This window comes from Burkholderiales bacterium (assembly GCA_036262035.1).
In the GTDB taxonomy this organism is placed as follows: Bacteria; Pseudomonadota; Gammaproteobacteria; order Burkholderiales; family SG8-41; genus JAQGMV01.
In genome coordinates this window covers 178,079-195,303 of record DATAJS010000027.1, presented here as the reverse complement: position 1 = coordinate 195,303, position 17,225 = coordinate 178,079, and the positions used below count along the sequence as shown (strand labels likewise).

Genomic DNA, 17,225 nt, shown 5'->3' with positions numbered 1-17,225 from the left:
CCGTGGGCTAGAATCCAAAGCCTTTCCCGCCATGCCCGAAATCCTCGTCTCGCGCGACGGCGCCATCGCGACCGTAGCGCTGCACAACCCGGCCAGGCTCAACGCGCTGACCGTGGACATGTGGCGCGCGCTGAAGGTCGAGGTCGACAAGCTCTCGGCGGACGAGAGCTTGCGCTGCATCGTGATCCGCGGCAGCGGGCGCGACGCGTTCGCCGCGGGCGCGGACATCGCGGAGTTCGCGACCGCGCGCGACAACGAAGCGCAGGGCCGCGTGTATCACGAGGAATACGTCTACGGCGCGCTCAACGCGGTCGGGGAATGCAGGCATCCGACGATTGCGATGATCCACGGTCCGTGCGTCGGCGGCGGCCTCGAGATCGCTTCGCAGTGCGACTTGCGTATTTCGGGAGAATCGGGCCGCTTCGGGGTGCCGATCAACCGCCTCGGTTTCGCGATCGCGTACAGCGAGCTGCAGGCGATCCTGCCGGTGACGGGCCGCGCCGCCGCGCTCGAGATCCTCGTCGAAGGCCGCGTGTGGAATGCCGACGAAGCGCTCGCGAAAGGATTGCTCACGCGCGTCGTGTCCGACGACAGGCTGGAGGAAGAAACGCACGCGAGCGCAAAACGCATCGCCGAAGGCGCGCCGCTCGTCGCGCGCTGGCACAAGCAGTTCGTGCGCCGTCTTACGCCTCGGGCGGCACCGCTCGGCGAGGACGAGCGCCGCGAGAACTTCGCTTATTTCAGGACCGAGGACTATCGCATCGGCTACGATGCCTTTCTCGCTAAACGTAAACCTAAGTTCGTAGGACGTTAAGTTCAAAAGCTTCGACACGGAGGACACGGAGGTTCACGGAGGACACGGAGGAAAACAACGCGGGTGCGAGTGTCCTGACCCATCACGCGATACGACCTGATTGTTTTTTCTCCGTGCCCTCCGTGCCCTCCGTGCCTTCCTCCGTGTCCTCCGTGTTAACGCTTTAATCTAGGACCAGACCCATGCCCGGACCTCTCTCGCATATCCGTGTGCTCGACCTCTCGCGCGTGCTCGCCGCGCCGTGGACCGGGCAGAACCTTGCCGATCTCGGCGCCGAAGTGATCAAGGTCGAGCGCCCGGTGAAGGGCGACGACTCGCGCGCGTTCGCGCCGCCTTATCTCAAGGACGCGAGCGGCAAGGACACCAAGGAATCGGCGTACTTCTGTGCCGCCAATCGCGGCAAGAAGTCGATCACGCTCGACCTCACCAAGCCCGAAGCCCAGCAGATCGTGCGCGATCTCGCCGCCAAGTGCGACGTGCTGCTCGAGAACTACAAGGTCGGCGACCTCGCGCGCTACGGCCTGGGCTACGAGGATCTGAAGAAGATCAATCCGCGCATCATCTACTGCTCGGTCACGGGCTTCGGCCAGACCGGGCCGTACAAGGACCGCCCCGGCTACGACTTCATGGCGCAGGGCATGGGCGGCATCATGAGCATCACCGGCGAGCGCGACGATCTGCCCGGCGGCGGGCCGCAGCGGGTCGGTATTCCTATCGTCGACATCATGACCGGCATGTATGCGTCGATCGCGGTGTGCGCGGCGATCGCGCATCGTGCCGAGACGGGTATCGGGCAGTACATCGATATGGCGCTGCTCGACACGCAGGTCGCCATCCTCGCCAACCAGGCGATGAACTATCTCGCGACCGGCGAGGTGCCGGGGCGCATCGGCAACGCGCACCCGAACATCGTTCCCTATCAGACCTTCAAGACGAGCGACGGCGACATCATCCTCGCGTGCGGCAACGACAACCTGTTCAACAAGTTCTGCGATACGGCAGGTTGCCAGGACCTTGCGAAAGACCCGCGCTTTTCGACCAACGCGAAACGCGTGGAGAACCGCGAGGAGATCACGAAGCTCCTCAACGAAGTCTTCAGTAAGCGCACGACCAAAGACTGGGTCAATGCGCTGGAAGAGGCCGGCGTCGCGAACGGCCCGATCAACAACATCAAGCAGGTGTTCGAGGAGCCGCAGGTGATCGCGCGCGGCATGCGCATCGACCTGCCGCACCCGACCGCGGGCACCGTGCCGCTGGTGGCGAGCCCGATGAAGTTCTCGGCGACCCCGATCGAGCCCAAGCTGCCGCCGCCGACGCTCGGCCAGCACACCGACGAGATCCTGCGCGAGTTCCTCGGGATGGACGAGGCGAAGATCGCGAAGCTGCGCGAATCGAAGGTGGTGTAAGGCGGCCGTATCTCCGCCGCGTGGATCTCAACCGACTCACCGCTACCGAAGCTGCGCGGCTGATCGCCGCGCGCCGCATCAGCGCCGAAGAGCTCGTCGTTGCGTGTCTCGCGCGAATCGAGGAGCGGGAACCGGTCGTCCGCGCATGGGCGTTCATCGACGCGGACCGGGCCGTGCGGGAGGCGCGGCGCCTCGACAGGCTGAAGCGGCCGCGCGGGCCGCTCCACGGCATTCCCGTGGGCTTGAAGGACATCATCGATACGCGCGGCATGCCGACCGAGTACAACTCGCCGATCTACCGCGATCACCGGCCGCGGCGCGACGCGGAAGTCGTTTCGCGTCTTCGTGCGGCGGGCGCCGTGATATTCGGCAAGACGAAGACGAGCGAGTTCGCCTATCTCGAGCCCGCGAATACCCGAAACCCGCACAATCCGCGGCACACGCCGGGTGGGTCCTCGAGCGGCTCGGTAGCCGGCGTCGCCGATTTCATGATGCCGCTGGCCCTCGGCACGCAGACGGGCGGTTCGACGATCAGACCGGCGTCTTATTGCGGCGTGTTTGCGTTCAAGCCCACTTACCAGCGCGTGCCGGTCACAGGTATCAAGGCGCTGGCGCCCACGTTCGACACCGTCGGCGAGATCGCGCGATCGGTCGAAGATCTGGCGCTCCTCGACTCGGTGCTGTGCGCCCGCGCTGAACCGCGCAACACAACCCGGCGCGGCATCCGCATCGGCTTCTGCCGCACGCCTTTCTGGACACAGACCGAGCGCTCGACGCGAAACGTGCTCGCGAAAACCGCGCGCGCGCTCGCCGCTGCCGGATTCGACATTCAGGATGTCGCTCTGCCGCCCGAGGTCGAGCTCGTGAGCGACGGATTCTATGTCGTCACCGGTGCGGAGGCCGCGTGGGCGCTCGCCCGCGAATTCCGCGACCACCGCGAGCAGCTGAGCCCCGTCGCACGCAGGTTGATCGAGCACGGAGGCAGACTCGACGCCGACGAGGTGCAGCGCGTCCGCGCCGCGACCATGCATTGCGCCCTCGCGGTCGACCGGCTCTTCGACGGCTACGACGCGCTGCTCACACCGGCTGCGCCGGGCGAAGCGGAAAAGGGCAACGCCCTCGGCAACAATGTCTTCAACCGCCTGTGGACCGCGATGCACCTGCCGTGTCTCACGATCCCTGCCGGAACCGGCCCCGCCGGGTTGCCCGTGGGCATCCAGCTCGTCGCGCGCCGCGGCGCCGATCGCACGCTCCTCGGGCTCGGGCAGCGCGTCGCAGCGCTTATTTCGGAACGAGCTTCGGCGGGTCGGCCCCGAACAGCAGATCGGGCAGATAGGTGATGAGCGGCGGAAAGATCGCGCAGATGACGAGGACGAGCACGAGCGCCCCGACCATCGGCCAGATGAAGCGGTTCACCGAAGAGAGCGAGGTCTGTGCGATGCCCAGCGTCACGTAGAGCGTCACGCCGACCGGCGGCGTCACCGCACCGATCGCCATCGTCATCATGATGAGCACGGCGAAATAGGTCGAATCGAAGCCGAAGTGGTTCGCAATCGGGTACAGCACCGGGATCATGATGATGCCCGCCGCGACAATCTCCATCACGCAACCGATCAATAGCATGAGCGCGAGGATCAGGAAGAGGATCACGTGCGGGTTGTCGCTGACGCCGAGCAGGAACTCCCGCGTGAGCTGCGGCACGTTCTCGTTCGCGAGCAGCCAGCTGAAAACGCCGGCCGCGGCGATGACGAGCATCACCATCGCGGTCGTGAGCGCCGAATCGAGCAGCGCCTTGCCGAGCTGACGAAACGAGAGCTCGCGGTAGATGAACATCGAGACGATCAGCGCGTACACGATCGCGATCGCACCCGACTCGGTCGCCGTGAAAACGCCGCTGATGATGCCGCCGAGGATGATGACGGGCGCCATGAGCGCCCACGAGGCTTCGCGAACGGCAATCCAGGTTTCCTTCAGCGTGGCTTTCTTCTCGACCGGAAAGCCATACTTGATCGCGTAGAAGTGCGACATGATGATCAGCGAAATGCCGATCATCACACCCGGCACGATTCCGCCGACGAAGAGCTTTCCGATGGAAACGTTGGCGATGACCGCATAGATGATCGCGAGGTTGCTCGGCGGAATCATCGGGCCCATCGTCGCGGCGGCCGCCTGTATGGATGCCGCGAACGGCTTGCCGTAGCCGCGCGCGATCATCGCCGGGATCAGGATGGCGCCGATCGCCGACGCGTCCGCCGCCGAGGCGCCGGACACGCCCGAGATGATCATGCTGCTCAGCACGCATGCCATCGCGAGGCCGCCGCGGTAATGGCCTACGAGACAGTTCGCGAACGCGACGAGCCGCGAGGAAATGCCGCCGAGCTCCATGATCGTCCCGGCGAAGATGAACAGCGGCACGGCGAGCAGCGTGAAGCTGTCGACCTGCGCCACCATGCGCTGCGCGACCAGCATGAGCGGGAGGTCGCTCGCGAACGTGAGAGCGAGAATGCTCGAGCCCGCGAGCGCGAACAGCACCGGCATCCCAACCAGCAGGAAGACGACGAAGCTGGCGACGGCGATCGTCAGCAGCATCAGGCGGGTTTCCGTTCGACGAGCGTCCGCACGTGCCGCGCGAGGTTCAGCAGCACGTTGGCCAGCATGACGACGCCGCCCGCCGGCACCGCCATGTACACGTGCCCCATCTTGATCGGAAGCAGCAAGGCGTCCGATCTCATGCCGAACATCATGAACTGCCACCCGACCCAGATCAGGACCCCCGTGAACACGACGATCAGGAGCTCCACGGCGATCTGCACGACGAGCTTCGGCCGGGCCGGCAGGAGCTCGACGAGCGAATCCACGCCGACGTGGATGTTGGTGCCTACGCCGAGTCCTCCGCCCAGGAACGAGATCCAGACGAAGAGATAGCGCGAGAGCTCCTCGGCCCACACGATCGAGTCGTTCAGGACGTAGCGCCAGAAGACCGCCGCCGCGACGACGGCCACGAGCACGGCGAATTGCGCGATCACCACGTATTGCACGAGGAGATTGACGCGTCGAACGAGGCGTTCTGCGGTGGGCATCGTGACGCTCGTGTTCTTATGGACGTAACACGGCCGCGGCCTGCGGGCGCCGCGGCTCACAACCGGTGTCGGGAGCTACAGCTTGCCGGCGGCTTCGATCAACTGCATGCCGCCGATCGTCTTGGCGTAGTCCTGATAAACGGGCATGACGGCCTTCTGCATCGGACCGGTGTCGACCTTCTGCACCTTGACGCCGGCCTTCTGCAGCGATTCGATCATCTCGTTCTGCGCCTTGGCCGTGTACGCGCGCTGCCATGCAGTCGCCTCGCGGCCGGCCTCCAGGAGCGCCGCGCGCTCCTTCTCGTTCAGCCGCTGCCAGGCCTTATCGCTGATCAGCATGAACTGGCCGGTGTACATGTGATTCGTGAGCGACATCACCTTCGCGATCTCGAAGAGCTTGATGTCGTTCAGCGCCGCGGGAGGCGCCTCGCCGGCGTCGACCACGCGCGTCTGGAGCGCGGTATAGAGCTCACCCCAGGGAATCGGCGTCGGATTCGCGCCGAGCGACTTGAAGGTCGAGATCATCACCGGCGACTCCGGCACCCGGATCTTGAGCCCTTTGAAATCCGCGATCGTGGCGATCGGCTTGCTGGCCGTCGCGACCACCCGAATGCCGGTCGTGCTGTAACCGATCACTCGCGCGCCGGTCTTCGACAGCAGGCGTTTCTCGATTTCCTTGCCGACGGCGCCGTCCTCGATCCTGAACGCGTGGTCGAAGTCGCGCACGAGATACGGCAGCGCGGTGATCCCCGCGGAGGGCTCGAATGACTGGCACACGTTGGCGGTGCAGTTGCCCATGTCGACCGTGCCGACCATCATCTGTTCCATGATCTGGCGTTCGCTGCCGAGCTGTCCGCTCGGCAGGATGCGGATCTCGACCGATCCGCCCGTGCGCTTCTTGACGCCGTCCGCAATCAGCTGCGCGGCCTTGTGGACCGAAAATTCCTGGCTGTAGATGTGCGCGAAGCGCAGCACCTTCGTCTGCTCCGCGGCGTGCGTCGCGGGTACCGAAACCGGCAGCACGAGCGCAAAAGCAGCCGCGAGCCGCAGCCAACGAGTTCCTCCCGTCGTTCTCATAACGAAGCTCCTCCTTCGTGCAACAGTCATTCGATCTGGGACGTGCCTCCTCGACAACTTCTCGTTACGGTGATGATAAGGCGTTCTCGGGAACGTTACAGCCTAGACGAACTTCACGACCATCCCGGTGGCCAGCGCGAGCAGGAAGACCGCGAAGATCTTCCGCAGCGTCGCCCCCGGCAGGCGGTGCGCGACCGCCGCGCCGAGCGGCGCGGTCGCCACGCTGGCGGTCACGACGAAAAACAGACCGGGCAGGTACACGTAGCCCACGCTGTACGGCGGCAAGCCCGGCGCGCCCCATCCGCTGATCGCGTAACCGACCGCACCGGCCGCCGCGATTACCCCGCCGACCGCCGCGGCCGAGCCGATGCCTTCGTGGATCGGCACGCGGCGCTTCGCCAGGAACGGCACGACGATCGCCGCACCCCCGGTCGCGGACAGGCTCGATATGAATCCCACGACTGCGCCGAACGCAGACATCGCGGTGGCTGAAGGTAGCTCGCCGGTCGGCTGCGGCACGTGCGGCCTGATCATCTGGGTCGCGGCGTAGACGATGACCGCGGTGAACGCGATGCTCAGGAGCCGAGCATTGAGCGCTCCCGCGACGAACGCGCCCGCAAGAGTGCCGATCAGCACGCCGGTCACCATGAAGCGCACCACGCGCCAGTTCACCGAGTGGCGCAGATGGTGGCTGCGCACGCTCGACGCGGCGCTGAAGAGCATCGCGGCGACCGCGGTGCCGAGCGCCATATGAACCACGTGACCGGCCGGAAAACCCTTGGCCGCGAAGATGAACGCGAGCACCGGGACGGTGGCCGAGCCGCCGCCGATGCCGAGCAGCCCGCTGAAAAAGCCGACGAACGCGCCGACGCCGAGATAAGCCCACCACCAGTCGAACATTGTTTTGAAAGGCTTTGAAAAGCGATTGAACCGCAAAGGACGCAAAGGACGCCAAGGAAAAGCAAACCAAAATGGATTCCCGCTTTCGAGGGAATGACGGGCGTTATCGACCCGATTCGGCCTTCCTTGGCGTCCTTTGCGTCCTTGGCGGTAAATCACGCCTTCGAACCTGCGGAGCGCTCGCGTTGGCTTAAACTTGGCTCCTCCGAAGTGTACCCGTGAAGCAGGGCGAGGAATGAGATTAGGTGTGCTGTTGCCGCATCGCGCGGTGGTGATCCAGTCGACGCGGCGGCCGCCGCTGGAGGAGTGCTGGACCGTCGCGCGCGCGTGCGACGACGCGGGCATGGACATCTGGGTCGGCGACAGCATCGTCGCCAAGCCGCGCGTCGAGCCGCTGACCACGCTCGCGTACTGCGCGGCGATCACCAAGCGCGCGCGGCTCGGCACCGCGATCCTGCTGCCGGCGCTGCGACAGCCGACGGTGCTCGCGCACGCGCTGGCGAGCCTCGACCAGCTCTCCGGCGGCCGTCTCGTGCTGGGGCTCGGCGCGGGCTGGGGACTGCCCGAGATCGTGCGCGAATGGGAAGCCTGCGGCCGCACCCACAAGCGGCGCGGCAAGGACCTCGAAGAGCACGTCGCGACGTGGCGCAAGCTGTGGAGCGGGAAGCCGGTGAGCTACGAAGGCAGCGATTTCAGATTGACCGGGCACACCATCGGCCCGCTGCCGTGGACCGAAGCCGGCCCGCCGGTCCTGATCACCGCGGGCAACCGCGGCGAGATCATCCCGGCGCAGATCGACCGCGTCGGCCGTCTCGGCGACGGCGTGATCACCACCTATTGCACCGACGACGACGTGAGGAAGCTGCGCGAGTCGTGTAACGCCGCGTTCGAAAAGCACGGCCGGCCGCGTCCCGGGTTTCCGCTGTGCGTATACACGACGGTGCGCATCGAAAAGGATGTGGCGAAAGCCGAGGAAGTCACCGCCGACTTCCTGAAGAAATACTACGGCGGCGGCGTCAACTTCCGCGGCCTGATGGGGCTCGGCGCCCCAGCCGCGGTGATCGACACGCTGAAGCGTTACGAAGCCGCCGGCGTCACCGATCTCTGCATCCGCTTCGCCGGCACCGATCAGCTCGACCAGCTCGAGAAGTTCGCGCGCGATGTCCTGCCTGCCTTCGCCTGAGCTCCTGAGCCTGGCGGTCGCCGAGCTGACGCCGGAAGCGGCGCGCCTGCGCGATTCCGCGCACGGCGACGTCGTGAGCTATTCGCGCAAGGTCTTCATCCCGCTGACCAAGCTCTGCCGCGACGTGTGCAGCTACTGCACGTTCGCCGAGCGTCCGCGCGCGGGCCGCGGCGCGTATCTCACGCCGGACGAAGTGCTCGCGATCGCGCGCGCGGGCCGTGACGCAGGCTGCACCGAAGCGCTTTTCACGCTGGGCGACAAGCCCGAGCTGCGTTACAAGGCTGCGCGCGACGCGCTGAAGGCGCTGGGCGCGGAGAGCACGATCGACTATCTCGCGCGCATGTGTGAGCTCGTGCTGAAAGAGACGGGCCTGCTGCCGCACGCCAATCCGGGTGTGCTCGACCGTGAAGACCTCGTGCGCTTGCGCGAAGTCAGCGCATCGCAGGGGTTAATGCTCGAGAGCGCGTCCGAGCGCTTGTGCGAGCGCGGCGGTCCGCACTTCGGCTCGCCGGACAAGCATCCGCGTGCGCGCCTTGAAACGATCGCTCTGGCCGGCGAGCTCGCGATTCCTTACACGACGGGCATCCTCATCGGCATCGGCGAGACGCGCGCGGAGCGCATCGAGTCGTTGCTCGCCATTCGCGACCTGCACCAGCGTTACGGCCATATCCAGGAAGTCATCGTCCAGAACTTCCGCGCCAAGCCGGACACGCGCATGGCGGACGCCGCGCACGCGCCGCACGAAGAGCTGCTGTGGACGATCGCGGCGGCGCGCCTCGTCCTCGGCGCGGATATGAACATACAGGCGCCGCCGAATCTCTCGGCCGACGCATGCGGCGACCTCATCGACGCCGGCATCAACGACTGGGGCGGCGTGTCGCCGGTGACGCCGGACCACGTGAATCCCGAAGCGCCGTGGCCCGAGCTGGCACGGCTGCGTGCGGTGACGCAGGCCAAAGGCAAAGTGCTCGTCGAGCGCCTGCCGAGCTATCCGACGTACGTGCACGACGCCGCGCGCTGGCACGCGACCAGAATCGCCACCGCGGTGGTGCGTGCGGGCGATTCCGAAGGTTACGCGCGCATGGACGCATGGTCGCCGGGACTCTCCGGCATCGCGCCGGTCGCGCCGCGTCGAAGCCCGAAGCCTTCCATAGGACGCGGGCTCGAAACGATCGTGGCGAGCGCGCGCGAAGGCCGCGCGCTCGATGAAGACTCGATCGTCCGTCTCTTTGCGGCGCGCGACGACGAATTCCATTACGTCTGCGAGCATGCCGACGCGCTGCGCCGCGAGGCGGTGGGTGACATCGTGCGTTACGTCGTCAACCGCAACATCAACTACACCAACATCTGCGCTTACAGGTGCACTTTCTGCGCGTTCTCCAAAGGCCGGCGCGCGCATTCGCTGCGCGGCGATCCGTACGACCTGCCGCTGGAAGAGATCGAGCGTCGCGTGGCCGAAGCGTGGCAGCGCGGCGCGACCGAAGTGTGCATGCAGGGCGGCATCCATCCGCATTACGACGGCCGCACGTACCTCTCGATACTCGCAGCGGTGAAGCGCGCGGCGCCCGCCATCCACGTGCACGCGTTCACGCCGCTCGAAGTGACTCATGGGGCGTCGACGCTCGGCATGAGCATCCGCGATTTCCTCGGGGAATTAATCGGGGCGGGCCTCAACACGCTGCCCGGCACCGCCGCGGAGATCCTCGACGACGAAGTGCGCGCGCGGATCTGCCCCGACAAGGTGAACACCGCCGAGTGGCTCGGCGTGATGGAGACCGCGCACGCGCTCGGCCTGCGATCGACCGCGACGATCATGTTCGGCCACGTCGAGACGCCGCGGCACTGGGCGCGGCACCTGATACGCGTGCGCGAGCTGCAAAGCCGCACCGGCGGCTTCACCGAGTTCATCCCGTTGCCGTTCGTGCACATGTCGTCGCCGGTCTATCTCAAGGGCGAAGCGCGTAAAGGGCCGACGTTCCGCGAAGCGGTGCTGATGCACGCGGTCGCGCGTCTCGCGCTGCATCCGGCGATATCGAACGTGCAGGTGTCGTGGGTGAAGATGGGCGAGGAGGGCGTGCGCGCGTGTCTCGCGGCCGGTGCGAACGATCTCGGCGGCACGCTGATGAACGAGAGCATCTCGCGCGCGGCCGGCACCGAGCACGGCCAGGAAGCGACGCCCGAACGAATGGAAGGCATGATCCGCGCAGCCGGCCGGCAGCCGGAGCAGCGCACGACGCTCTATGGAACGCCGGCTGCCACTCAGGCGCAGCGTTCGTACGGCGCGGCCGCGCTCGAGCCGGTGCGCTTCACGGTGGGCGCATGAGCGGGAAAGCGACGATCGCGGTGCTCGGCGGCACCGGCGCCGAAGGCAGCGGTCTCGCGTTTCGGTGGGCTCTCGCCGGGCACGAGGTCATCGTCGGCTCGCGCAGCGCGGAGAAAGCGTCAGCCGCTGCAGCGGAGCTCAACACGCTGCTGGCGGGCAAAGGCGGGGTGCGCGGTGCGACGAATACAGACGCTGCGCGTGCGGCGCAAATCGTCGTGCTTACAGTACCGTATGCCGCTCAGCGGGCAACGGCCATCGAAGTCCGCGCCGAGCTCGAAGGCAAGATCCTCGTCGACGTCACGGTGCCGCTCGCGCCGCCGGTCGACCGCGTGCAGCTCCCGAACGGCGAATCGGCGGTGCTCGCGCTCCAGCGCGAGCTCGGCCCAGACGTCCAAGTCGTCTCCGCTTTCCAGAACGTCTCCGCGACCCATCTCAAGGACCCGGCGCATGAGATCGACTGCGACGTGCTCGTCTGCGGGGACGATCGCGACGCACGCGAGCGCGTGGTGGTGCTGGCGCAGGACGCGGGCCTGCGCGCGGTGCACGCGGGGGCGCTGGCGAACTCCGCCGCGGTCGAAGCGATGACCTCGGTCCTGATCGCGATCAACAAGCACTACAAGGTGCGGGCGTCGGGGATCCGCGTGACGGGCGTGCCGGCGGAGAAGCTGGCGCGTTCGTGAAGCGTGGAACGGGAAACGTGAAACGTAACCTGTCGCTCTTCGGCCTGGACGCTATTCCGGAAATCGAACGCGGCGCGCCGCTCGCGCGGCTGCTCCTCGACGCGATCGTGCGAGCGGAGCTGCGGCTCGAAACCGGCGACGTGCTGGTCGTCGCGCAGAAGATCGTCTCCAAGGCCGAAGGCCGCACCGTGAGCCTGTCTTCGGTCACGCCGTCGACGCAGGCGCTGGAGCTCGCGGCGACCACTCACAAGGACCCGCGCCTGGTCGAGCTCATGCTGCGCGAATCGCGCGAGGTGCTGCGCGCCAAGCCCAACGTGATGATCGTCGAGCACAAGCTCGGCTTCGTGATGGCGAGCGCGGGCATCGATCAGTCGAACGTGCCCGGCGCCGAAGATCGCGCGCTGCTGCTGCCCGAAGACCCCGATGCCTCCGCGCAGCGCCTGCGCACCGAGCTTATAGAGAGCGCCGGCGTCGATTGCGGCGTGGTCATCAACGACAGCTTCGGCCGCGCGTGGCGCAACGGTGTCGCGGGAATCGCGATCGGCGTCGCCGGCATACCTGCGCTCGTCGATATGCGCGGGCAGCCCGACCGAGAAGGCCGCGCGATGCAGGTGACGCAGATCGCGGTCGCCGACGAGATCGCGGCCGCCGCTTCGCTCGTGATGGGGCAGGCGCGCGAAGGCGTGCCCGCGGTGCTCGTGCGCGGCTTTCCGTACGCGAAGCGCGAAGGCAGCGTGCGCGAGCTGATCCGTCCGCGCGCCGAGGACCTGTTCCGATGATCGTCGCGCTCGCGGGCGGCGTCGGCGGCGCGCGCCTCGCGGTCGGCCTCGCGGCCGTTCTGCCGCCCGAGCGACTGACGATCGTCGTCAACACCGGCGACGACTTCGAGCACCTCGGCTTCACCATCTGTCCCGACCTCGACACGGTCACCTATACGCTCGCCGGCCTCAACAATCGCGAGCTCGGCTGGGGCCGCGCCGACGAGACGTGGAGCTTCATGGAGACCCTGGGCGCGCTCGGCGGGGAGACGTGGTTCAGGCTCGGCGACCGCGATCTGGCGCTGCACGTCGCGCGCACCCGGGCGCTCGGCGCCGGCGCGACGCTGTCGCAGGTCACGCTCGAAGTCGCAGGGCGGCTGGGCGTGCGTCACGCCGTCACGCCGATGAGCGACGACCCGGTGCGCACGAGGGTCTCGACCGACGCCGGCGAGCTTTCGTTCCAGGATTACTTCGTGAAGCGCCGCTGCGAGCCTCGAGTCACCGGCTTTCGCTTCGCGGGCGCGGAAGACGCGAGACCGTCGCCCGGCGTGCGCGCGCTGTTCGACGCCGACATCGCAGCGCTGATCGTCTGTCCGTCGAACCCGTTCGTGAGCATCGCGCCGATGCTGGCGATCCCGTCGATCTGCGAATGGATCGGGCGCCGGCGATTCCCGGTAATCGCGGTTTCGCCCATCGTCGGCGGCGACGCGGTCAAAGGACCTGCTGCGAAGATGATGCGCGAGCTCGGTCTCGCCGTCAGCGCGAGCGCGGTCGCGAAGCACTACGGGGCGCTCGTCGACGGATGGATCGTCGACGAGCGCGATGCCTCCGAAGCGCGCACGATCGAAGCCGCAGGCAAGCGCGTGTGCGTGACCGACACGATGATGACCGACGTCGCCAGGAGTGCGGCGCTCGCCCGCGCCGCGACCGATTTCGCCGGCACGCTGCGCCGATGAACACTTGCGTGGTCGTGCCGGTGCGCGGCATCGCCACCGGCAAGTCGCGGCTCGCCGGCGTGCTCGACGCTTCGGCGCGCGCGCAGTTCACGACCTGGCTGCTCGAGCACACGCTCGGCGCGATCGGCGCGTGGCGCGGCACGCTCGCGTCGTGCATCGTGGTGAGCACGTGCGCGCGCGTGGCCGAGCTATGCCGCATGCGCGGCACGAGGGTGCTGGACGAGGAGGGCGCCGGCGGCCTCAATGCCGCGGCGGCGCTGGGCGTGCGGCGCGCGTGCGCGCTCGACGCGTCGTCGGTGCTGGTGCTCGCGTGCGATCTCCCGCTGCTCGACGCGGCTGCGCTCGAGCGCTTTGCGGCCGCCGCGGCCGGCAGCGACATCGCGATCGCACCGGACCGCACCGGCCGCGGCACCAACGCGATCATGGTCCGATGCGGCGCGTCGTTCGATTTCCAATTCGGCGAGGACAGCTTCGCGCGCCATTCCGAGGCCGCGGCGGCGCGCAACCTCGCGCTGGCGGTGCATCGCGACGAGGCGCTCGCTTTCGACGTCGATACGCCCGACGACTACGCGCGCTGGCTCGACCTCGACGGACATGGGCCGAGGAGGCCGATGGTATAGTTCGCCACCTTCGGGCGGGCCCACAATAAACGAGGAGACATCATGAAGATCATGCCCATGGCCGTCTGCGCGATCGCGCTCGCGGCATCCGGCGCCGCGGCGCTCGCGCAGGACGCCAACTACCCGACGCGACCGATCCGCATGATCGCGCCTTCGTCCGCGGGCGGTCCGGTCGACGTCATCGCGCGGCTGGTCTCCGGAGGGCTTACCGAAGTGCTGGGCCAGCAGGTGGTGGTGGACAACCGCGCCGGCGCGGCGGGACTGATCGGCGCCGAAACCGTCGCGAATGCATCACCCGACGGCTACACCCTGCTGTTCGGTTTCTCCGGGCCGCTCGTCATCGTTCCCAACCTCGGGACCAAGACGCCGTACGACACGCTCAAGGACTTCGCGCCGGTGACGCTCGCGGCGCAGGCGCCTTACGTGCTGGTCGTGCACCCGTCGCTGCCGGTCTCCAATGTGAAGGAGCTGATCGCGCTCGCGAAGTCGCGCCCGGGCAAGCTCAACTTCGGCTCGGGCGGCAACGGCACCGGCATCCATCTCGCGGGCGAGCTGCTCAAGCTCACCGCCGGCATCAACATCGTCCACGTGCCTTACAAAGGCGCGGGGCCGGCGCAGACCGCGCTGCTCGCGCACGAGGTCGACATGCTGTTCAACGGCGCCGCGCCGGCGCTGCCTCACATCAAGGCGGGCAGGTTGAAGGCGCTCGCGGTCGGCGGGTCGAAGCGCACGCCGCTGCTGCCGGAGGTGCCGACGATCGCCGAGAGCGGGCTCGATTTCAACACGAGCGGCTGGTACGGCATCCTTGCGCCGCGGGGGACACCGCGGGCGATCGTCAACAAGGTCCAGGCCGCGACGGCCAAGGCGATCAGCACGCCGGCGCTCAGGGAGCAGCTCACCAAGCAGGCGTTCGAAGGCGTCGCCTCCTCGCCGGACGAGTTCAGCAAGATGATCCGCGCAGAGTGGACGAAGTGGGAGCGCGTGATCAAGGCGGCGGGACTGAAAGGACATCAGGGTTGAAATTCGAGACCGTCGAGGTTCCGATGCGCGGCGGCGGCGCGATGGGCGCCTACGTCGCGATTCCCGACAGCACTCCGGCGGGCGCGATCATCGCGATCATGGAGATCTGGGGCGTGAACGACACCATGCGTGAGCACGCGCGCGAGTTTGCCGAAGCGGGCTTTGTCACGCTGGTCCCCGATCTCTTCTGGCGCCAGGAGCCGGGGGTCGAGCTCTCCGACAAGAACCCCGAGCACGTGAGGAAGGCGTTCGACCTGTACTATGACTTCGACTACGACCTCGGAGTGCAGGACATGGTCGACACGTGGCAGTATCTCGAGAAGCGCCCCGAGTGCAACGGCAAGGTCGGCGCGGTGGGCTACTGCCTCGGCGGCAAGCTCTGCTATCTCATGTGCTGCCGCACCGACATCGACTGCGCGGTGGCCTATTACGGCACCTACATCGAGCACAACATCCGCGAGGTCGGTAACCTGCACCGGCCTTTCATGCTGCACATGGCGATGAAGGACCGCTGGGTGCAGGCGGAAGTGAACGACCTGCTCGAGCGCAGGCTGTCGCCGAACCCGCTGGTGACGATCCACAAGTATCCCGGCGCCGACCACGCGTTCGCGCGGCACGGCGGCAGGACTTACAGCAAGCCCGAAGCGGACCGCGCGCTCGGGCTTTCGATCGACTTCTTCAAGCAGCACCTGGGATAGAACGATGCGCTACTGGCTCATCAAGTCCGAACCGACGACCTACGGCATCGACCACATGCAGAAGGACAAGAAGACGTCGTGGACCGGGATCCGCAACTACCAGGCGCGCAACTTCATGCGCGACCAGATGAAGGTCGGCGACCAGGCGTTCTTCTATCACTCCAACACCGAAGAGCCCGGCATCGTCGGCATCGTCGAAGTGAGCGCGCCCGCGCATCCCGACGAGACCCAGTTCGACAGGAAGAGTCATTACTACGACCCGGCGTCGAAGCGCGAAGAGCCGCGCTGGCTCAACGTTCAATTCAAGTTCGTGAAGAAGACGCCGCTCGTCACGCTCGACGAGATGAAGAAGCACAAGAAGCTGGAGAAGATGCGGGTGCTGCAGAAGGGCAATCGATTGTCGATCACGCCGGTGGATCCGGACGAGTGGGAATACATCACCAAGAAACTGATGTAAGGCGACAAAGGGAAGGGAGGTTCACGGAGGGAAACCGCAGGTTTCCCTCCGTGTCGTTTACCGCCGCGTAGCGGGGGGCCCGTTTAGATGGGCCAAACAAAAAAGCGGCTCACGCCGCTTTTTTGGCCCATCTAAACGGGCCCCCCGCCTGTGCCGTCAGGTCTGGACTCTTGAACCAGGGGTCCAAGATGGTCGCCTTCCGAGCCCTTCAGGCGCTTCCCAGTAGGACGCGCACACCAGGCAACTGTAGTCGGCAACGCGAATTACCGCTATTGGTTCAGAGAATTTAGACCTATTACGAACACCGCAGGGGAAACTTGCGAGCGTCGAGCTTCAGAAGATGCCGAGGAAAACTAGAAGAGCTTCGTCTGATCGGACATCGCCTGATCGATCACCGCTTCCATGCGATTCATTCTACGCTTGATCTCACCCATGTCAAAACCGCCGCCGACCTTCGTCGTAAGCAGTTCATGTGCGATGTTGAGCGCAGCCATGATCGCGATGCGCTCGAGCCCGATGACTTTGCCGGCATCGCGGATCTCGAGCATCTTGCGATTGAGATAGTCGACGGCTTCGAGCAGACCGGCCTGCTCTTCTTCGGGACACGCGACACGAAACTCGCGGCCCATGATGGTGACCTGCAGGCTCTTGCTTTCGCTCACGCGTCGTCCTGGGCGGGGATTTGCGCGAGCAGCGATTCGAGACGCGCGGTGGCGGTGTTCACTTTCTCTTCGAGGCGTTTCACCTGATTCGAAGCGGAGGCGAGCTGCTGGCGCAGCTGCTGGTTGTCGGCGCGCAGTCGCTGGCACAGCTCGACGAACTGCGCAATCTTGCCCTCCAGCGATTTGAGGTCCGCATCCACCCTCGCACTATAGTTTCAAAAATTCATTACGGTCAACTGTTAACGCCCGAGTTTGAAAGTTGTTTGGAGCATTGTTACCTGGACGTGGGTGGGTGCTCACGTAGAGACGTTCGGTGGTACCATCGCGACGCTGCCGGCGCGGCTTTCCGCGAGATCGACGCCGGCGCACCGAGCCGGGTGCTCGCGTCGCAGCCAGCGACGCGGTTAAACGGGAAACAGGTGTAACGCCTGTGCTGCCCCCGCAACGGTAAGCGAGCGGCGGTCTTCGACCGCCAGGACGTGCGCATATGCCACTGGATTGCCGTGCAATCCGGGAAGGCGCGCCGCCCCGCCTCGCGAGCCCGTATACCGGCCCGCTCGGAACGTGGTGATGGGCCGCGGGTGGCTGGCC

General features: G+C 66.5%; 18 protein-coding genes, 1 other RNA gene and 1 riboswitch. Of the genes, 12 read left to right on the top strand and 7 right to left on the bottom strand.

Going from position 1 to position 17,225, the window contains the following annotated elements:
- The first annotated feature begins 31 nt into the window (after nucleotides 1–31).
- The 3 genes from VHP37_27215 to VHP37_27205 all read left to right on the top strand — a co-directional run bounded on the left by VHP37_27215 (nucleotide 32) and on the right by VHP37_27205 (nucleotide 3,560).
- Nucleotides 32–814, top strand: a complete 783-nt coding sequence (locus VHP37_27215; protein HEX2830067.1) for an enoyl-CoA hydratase-related protein — start codon at nucleotides 32–34, stop codon at nucleotides 812–814.
- A 182-nt stretch (nucleotides 815–996) separates the two neighbouring features.
- Complete coding sequence (locus tag VHP37_27210; protein ID HEX2830066.1) at nucleotides 997–2,220, top strand: CaiB/BaiF CoA-transferase family protein; 1,224 nt, start codon at nucleotides 997–999, stop codon at nucleotides 2,218–2,220.
- 20 nt (nucleotides 2,221–2,240) lie between these two features.
- Nucleotides 2,241–3,560 (top strand): amidase, encoded by a 1,320-nt coding sequence (locus VHP37_27205; protein HEX2830065.1) that lies wholly within the window; start codon nucleotides 2,241–2,243, stop codon nucleotides 3,558–3,560.
- On the opposite strand, the gene VHP37_27200 is transcribed toward VHP37_27205, so the two are convergent.
- From VHP37_27200 to VHP37_27185, 4 genes are all read right to left on the bottom strand, one after another.
- Nucleotides 3,502–4,809, bottom strand: a complete 1,308-nt coding sequence (locus VHP37_27200; protein ID HEX2830064.1) for a TRAP transporter large permease — start codon at nucleotides 4,807–4,809, stop codon at nucleotides 3,502–3,504. The two genes, VHP37_27205 and VHP37_27200, sit on opposite strands and share 59 nt — an antisense overlap.
- Nucleotides 4,809–5,300 carry a TRAP transporter small permease gene (locus VHP37_27195; protein ID HEX2830063.1) on the bottom strand — a complete coding sequence of 164 codons (492 nt, stop codon included), beginning with the start codon at nucleotides 5,298–5,300 and terminating at the stop codon, nucleotides 4,809–4,811. The genes VHP37_27200 and VHP37_27195 overlap by 1 nt, the downstream gene beginning before the upstream one ends.
- Nucleotides 5,301–5,375: 75 nt before the next feature.
- Nucleotides 5,376–6,377 (bottom strand): TRAP transporter substrate-binding protein, encoded by a 1,002-nt coding sequence (locus VHP37_27190; protein HEX2830062.1) that lies wholly within the window; start codon nucleotides 6,375–6,377, stop codon nucleotides 5,376–5,378.
- A 102-nt stretch (nucleotides 6,378–6,479) separates the two neighbouring features.
- Entirely contained in the window at nucleotides 6,480–7,277 is a 798-nt protein-coding gene (locus VHP37_27185) for a sulfite exporter TauE/SafE family protein (GenBank protein HEX2830061.1), read from the bottom strand.
- 235 nt (nucleotides 7,278–7,512) lie between these two features.
- On the opposite strand from VHP37_27185, the gene VHP37_27180 reads away from it, so the two are divergent.
- The 9 genes from VHP37_27180 to VHP37_27140 are packed head-to-tail and all read left to right on the top strand — an operon-like array spanning nucleotide 7,513 to nucleotide 15,972.
- Nucleotides 7,513–8,460, top strand: coding sequence for an LLM class flavin-dependent oxidoreductase (locus tag VHP37_27180; GenBank protein HEX2830060.1), 948 nt, complete (start codon nucleotides 7,513–7,515; stop codon nucleotides 8,458–8,460).
- Nucleotides 8,438–10,783: a 5-amino-6-(D-ribitylamino)uracil--L-tyrosine 4-hydroxyphenyl transferase CofH gene (gene cofH, locus VHP37_27175; GenBank protein HEX2830059.1), complete on the top strand. Its 2,346-nt coding sequence runs from the start codon at nucleotides 8,438–8,440 to the stop codon at nucleotides 10,781–10,783. The genes VHP37_27180 and cofH overlap by 23 nt, the downstream gene beginning before the upstream one ends.
- Entirely contained in the window at nucleotides 10,780–11,463 is a 684-nt protein-coding gene (gene npdG, locus VHP37_27170; GenBank protein HEX2830058.1) for an NADPH-dependent F420 reductase, read from the top strand. Before cofH ends, npdG begins: the two co-directional genes overlap by 4 nt.
- A 17-nt stretch (nucleotides 11,464–11,480) precedes the next feature.
- Complete coding sequence (gene cofE, locus VHP37_27165; GenBank protein HEX2830057.1) at nucleotides 11,481–12,242, top strand: coenzyme F420-0:L-glutamate ligase; 762 nt, start codon at nucleotides 11,481–11,483, stop codon at nucleotides 12,240–12,242.
- Entirely contained in the window at nucleotides 12,239–13,177 is a 939-nt protein-coding gene (gene cofD / locus VHP37_27160; GenBank protein HEX2830056.1) for a 2-phospho-L-lactate transferase, read from the top strand. Before cofE ends, cofD begins: the two co-directional genes overlap by 4 nt.
- Complete coding sequence (gene cofC, locus VHP37_27155; GenBank protein ID HEX2830055.1) at nucleotides 13,174–13,797, top strand: 2-phospho-L-lactate guanylyltransferase; 624 nt, start codon at nucleotides 13,174–13,176, stop codon at nucleotides 13,795–13,797. The genes cofD and cofC overlap by 4 nt, the downstream gene beginning before the upstream one ends.
- A gap of 42 nt (nucleotides 13,798–13,839) precedes the next feature.
- Nucleotides 13,840–14,817, top strand: coding sequence for a tripartite tricarboxylate transporter substrate binding protein (locus VHP37_27150; GenBank protein ID HEX2830054.1), 978 nt, complete (start codon nucleotides 13,840–13,842; stop codon nucleotides 14,815–14,817).
- Complete coding sequence (locus VHP37_27145) at nucleotides 14,814–15,515, top strand: dienelactone hydrolase family protein (protein ID HEX2830053.1); 702 nt, start codon at nucleotides 14,814–14,816, stop codon at nucleotides 15,513–15,515. The genes VHP37_27150 and VHP37_27145 overlap by 4 nt, the downstream gene beginning before the upstream one ends.
- Nucleotides 15,516–15,519: 4 nt before the next feature.
- Complete coding sequence (locus tag VHP37_27140; GenBank protein ID HEX2830052.1) at nucleotides 15,520–15,972, top strand: EVE domain-containing protein; 453 nt, start codon at nucleotides 15,520–15,522, stop codon at nucleotides 15,970–15,972.
- Between the two features lie 137 nt (nucleotides 15,973–16,109).
- Here the strand turns inward: VHP37_27140 and ssrS are convergent.
- The 3 genes from ssrS to VHP37_27125 form a co-directional block, all read right to left on the bottom strand.
- Nucleotides 16,110–16,288: non-coding RNA, 6S RNA (gene ssrS, locus VHP37_27135), on the bottom strand.
- A 37-nt stretch (nucleotides 16,289–16,325) separates the two neighbouring features.
- Entirely contained in the window at nucleotides 16,326–16,634 is a 309-nt protein-coding gene (locus tag VHP37_27130; protein HEX2830051.1) for a cell division protein ZapA, read from the bottom strand.
- Nucleotides 16,631–16,834, bottom strand: coding sequence for a hypothetical protein (locus VHP37_27125; protein ID HEX2830050.1), 204 nt, complete (start codon nucleotides 16,832–16,834; stop codon nucleotides 16,631–16,633). The genes VHP37_27130 and VHP37_27125 overlap by 4 nt, the downstream gene beginning before the upstream one ends.
- Nucleotides 16,835–16,998: 164 nt before the next feature.
- Nucleotides 16,999–17,206: riboswitch (cobalamin riboswitch) on the top strand.
- Nucleotides 17,207–17,225: the final 19 nt, after the last annotated feature.

Excerpts from the sequence above, each read along its gene's own strand:
- VHP37_27215 (HEX2830067.1), top strand. The coding sequence starts at position 32 with ATGCCCGAAATCCTCGTCTCGCGCGACGGCGCCATCGCGACCGTAGCG.
- VHP37_27210 (HEX2830066.1), top strand. The coding sequence starts at position 997 with ATGCCCGGACCTCTCTCGCATATCCGTGTGCTCGACCTCTCGCGCGTG.
- VHP37_27200 (HEX2830064.1), bottom strand. The coding sequence starts at position 4,809 with ATGCTGCTGACGATCGCCGTCGCCAGCTTCGTCGTCTTCCTGCTGGTT.
- VHP37_27195 (HEX2830063.1), bottom strand. The coding sequence starts at position 5,300 with ATGCCCACCGCAGAACGCCTCGTTCGACGCGTCAATCTCCTCGTGCAA.
- VHP37_27190 (HEX2830062.1), bottom strand. The coding sequence starts at position 6,377 with ATGAGAACGACGGGAGGAACTCGTTGGCTGCGGCTCGCGGCTGCTTTT.
- VHP37_27185 (HEX2830061.1), bottom strand. The coding sequence starts at position 7,277 with ATGTTCGACTGGTGGTGGGCTTATCTCGGCGTCGGCGCGTTCGTCGGC.
- VHP37_27180 (HEX2830060.1), top strand. The coding sequence starts at position 7,513 with ATGAGATTAGGTGTGCTGTTGCCGCATCGCGCGGTGGTGATCCAGTCG.
- cofH (HEX2830059.1), top strand. The coding sequence starts at position 8,438 with ATGTCCTGCCTGCCTTCGCCTGAGCTCCTGAGCCTGGCGGTCGCCGAG.
- npdG (HEX2830058.1), top strand. The coding sequence starts at position 10,780 with ATGAGCGGGAAAGCGACGATCGCGGTGCTCGGCGGCACCGGCGCCGAA.
- cofD (HEX2830056.1), top strand. The coding sequence starts at position 12,239 with ATGATCGTCGCGCTCGCGGGCGGCGTCGGCGGCGCGCGCCTCGCGGTC.
- cofC (HEX2830055.1), top strand. The coding sequence starts at position 13,174 with ATGAACACTTGCGTGGTCGTGCCGGTGCGCGGCATCGCCACCGGCAAG.
- VHP37_27150 (HEX2830054.1), top strand. The coding sequence starts at position 13,840 with ATGAAGATCATGCCCATGGCCGTCTGCGCGATCGCGCTCGCGGCATCC.
- VHP37_27140 (HEX2830052.1), top strand. The coding sequence starts at position 15,520 with ATGCGCTACTGGCTCATCAAGTCCGAACCGACGACCTACGGCATCGAC.